Annotated in this window: 2 protein-coding genes; one reads left to right on the top strand and one right to left on the bottom strand. The window is 75.3% G+C overall.

From position 1 onward, the window contains the following. Positions 1-1,947: glycosyltransferase (locus tag ESO86_RS15015; RefSeq protein ID WP_242492400.1), on the bottom strand; the 1,947-nt coding region annotated here is incomplete at its 3' end. 100 nt (positions 1,948-2,047) lie between these two features. On the opposite strand from ESO86_RS15015, the gene ESO86_RS15010 reads away from it, so the two are divergent. Next, entirely contained in the window at positions 2,048-2,746 is a 699-nt protein-coding gene (locus tag ESO86_RS15010) for an arsenate reductase/protein-tyrosine-phosphatase family protein (RefSeq protein WP_165307950.1), read from the top strand. The last annotated feature ends 13 nt before the right edge of the window (positions 2,747-2,759 follow it).

The following is a 2,759-nucleotide window of genomic DNA, read 5'->3' as shown; positions in this document are numbered from 1 at the left end:
GGCCGAGCCGCGTTCGCCGGGGAGCAGGACCGAGCGCGCCATCGCGCCGAGCCACTGCCCGGCGCGCGCCCACTGCCATCCGACCGCACCGTAGTGCTTGCGGAGGTACCGCTCCTGGGAGGCGTGGAAGTGCGCCTCGCGCCGGCGCGGGTCGCCGCCGGTGCCCGCGCCGATGTGCACCGCGTGCGCTTCGGGAACCGCCGCGTGCCGCCATCCGAGCCGGTGCGCGCGATAGGACCAGTCGGCCTCCTCGGCGTAGAGGAAGAAGCGCTCGTCGAAGGCGCCGACCTGCTCGAGCGCCTCCGCGCGGAGCAGCAGGACCGATCCGATCACGTAGGTCGGGTCGCGGCGGAGCCGCGCGAGGCCGAGCGCCTCGAGCCAGGTGCCGGACGGCGACGGCAGCCACCACTCGACCCGTGACTCGCGCCCGCCCTCGTCGACCTGGCCGGGCCCCACGCTCGCGAGGTCGGGGCGCGCGCGGAGCGCCTCGTGCAGTCGGGCGACGTCGTCGGTCGTGATCTCGGCGTCGGGGTTCAGCAGCAGCACGTCGGAGCCCGGCGCGATGCGATTCGCGAGGCCGTGGTTGACGCCCGCGGCGAAGCCGCCGTTGCGCCCGGGATCGAGATAGCGCACGCCGAGCTCGTCGCAGAGCCCGCGGATGGCCGGCAGCGAGGAGTTGTCGACCACCGTGACCGGCAGGCCCGCGACCGGCTCGAGCGCGCGACGGAGCAGCTCGGGCGACCCGTACGCGACGACGACGACCTCGAGCGTCGGCGTCGGTTCGGGGGCGGGGGATGCCTCATGCACGATCGAACGGTACAGGTCGAGGTAGTCGCGGCCGACCGCACCCCAGCTGCACTCCTCGGCGCGGGCGAACCCCGCTGCGCGGAGTTCGGCGGCGCGCGGGCCGGATGCCGCCGCGAGCGCCTCCGCGAGTGCGGCCGGATCGCCCGCGGGAACCACCAGCCCAGCACCCCCCACGACGTCGGGCAGCGCACCCGCGTCACTCGACACCACCGGGACCCCGCACGCCATCGCCTCGACGGCGACGCGGCCGAACTGCTCGGTCCACGATCCGGTCGGCAGCGAGGGCACGGCGAGCACGTCGAAGGACCGCAGCACGTCGGGGATGCCGGCCGGGTCGGTGGCGCCCACGAGCTCGACGCGGTCGGCGACGTCGACGGAGGCCGCACGCGCCGGCAGTTCGGACGCGAGCGGACCGGTGCCGACCACGCGCAGGTGCAGCCGGGGGTCGCGCGCGAGCGCGTCGAGCAGCACGAGCAGGCCCTTCTCGGGCACGAGCCGGCCGATGAAGCCGACGGTGATCGGGGCGGACGGGTCGCCCGTGGTGCCCTCCGAATGGCCCGCGGCATCCGTCTCGCCAGACCCGCCGGGCGTTCCCGGGGCATCCGCCGGCCTGAACCGCCCGAGGTCGACCCCCAGCGGGATCACGTGCGCGCGCCCCGCGAACCCCTTGTCCTCGGCGATGCGCGCCGCCTCGGTGTTGCACGCCGACACGCCCGACGCGGATCGCAGCGCCCACCGCTCGAGCCACCGGAACGGGATCGGGTAGCGCTTGCGCAGGTTCTGCGCGGTGTAGAGCACGACCGGCGTGCGTCGCGAGCGGCCGCGCAGCGCGCGCAGCAGCAGGATCTCGGCGGTCGCGAGGGCGAACGGCTCCTCGTGCACGTCGATCACGTCGAAGTCGCCGCCGAGGGCGCGCCACAGGGGCAGCGGGTCGTACACGAAGAGCGCCGGGTGCCGGCCGAGCGTGCGCACGCCGTGCACGTGCTCGTCGGGGCGGGCGACCAGGGTCACGGGCGCGCCGCCGGCATGCCACCGCCGGGCGCAGCACAGCTCGACGTCGACCCCGAGCGCGGTGAGCGCGCGCTCGCGCCCGCGCCACTCGTCGACGACGGCGCTGTGCGAGACCCTGAGTACGCGCACCGCACCCCCTCTAGAATCCTTTTCAGAAACCTTATCCGGGGCCCCGCTCCCCGGTCGTGGCGAGCTGGGGTGATCGCGCATCGATTCCGACGAGTTCCGGGTGCTCGTGGTCTGCACCGGCAACATCAACCGGTCGGCGCTGGCCGAGGCGCTCCTGCGCACCTGGGCCGACTGGTACCTGCCGACGGATGCCGCACCCCGCGTCGTCGTCACGAGCGCGGGCCTCGCTGCGCCCGCCGGTCAACCCATGCGCCGCCGCACACGAGCGATCGTCGAGCGGCTCGGAGCGGACGGCGGTTCGCACCGCGCCGTCCAGATCGACGAGGCGGCGATCCGGGCCGCCGACCTGGTGCTCACGGCCGATGTCGCGCATCGCAACGGCGTGCTCGGCCTCGTGCCCTCGAAGCTGCGGTCGACGTTCACGATCCGCGAGGCCGGCGGCATCGCAGCGCGCCTCGGGCCGGCCGCCCCGCCGACGTCGGTCGAGGAACTGCGCGCCCGCACGGTCGCGTTCGCCGACCGGCGCGCGCTCGGCGCGTCCGCCGACGGCGACATCACCGATCCACAGGGACGCGACGACGACGCCTATCGCGACATGGCGCGCGAGGAGGTGCCGCCGCTCGCGAGCATCGCCGCGACGCTCTTCGGGATGCCGGGCCCCGAGGTCGAGGCGATCGTCGCGACGGTCACGGCCGCCGATGCGTTCCCGTTCGAGGGGCTCGGACGGCCCGGCGACGCCGCCGGGTCGTCGGGGTCCGAGCCACGTCGCCGCCGCTGGTTCGGCAGGCGCGACGCGTGAGCGCTGAGGGGCG

Origin of the sequence: Agromyces binzhouensis (assembly GCF_004135055.1) — a bacterium.
Taxonomy (GTDB): domain Bacteria; phylum Actinomycetota; class Actinomycetes; order Actinomycetales; family Microbacteriaceae; genus Agromyces; species Agromyces binzhouensis.
This window is presented reverse-complemented; position numbering and strand designations above follow the sequence as displayed.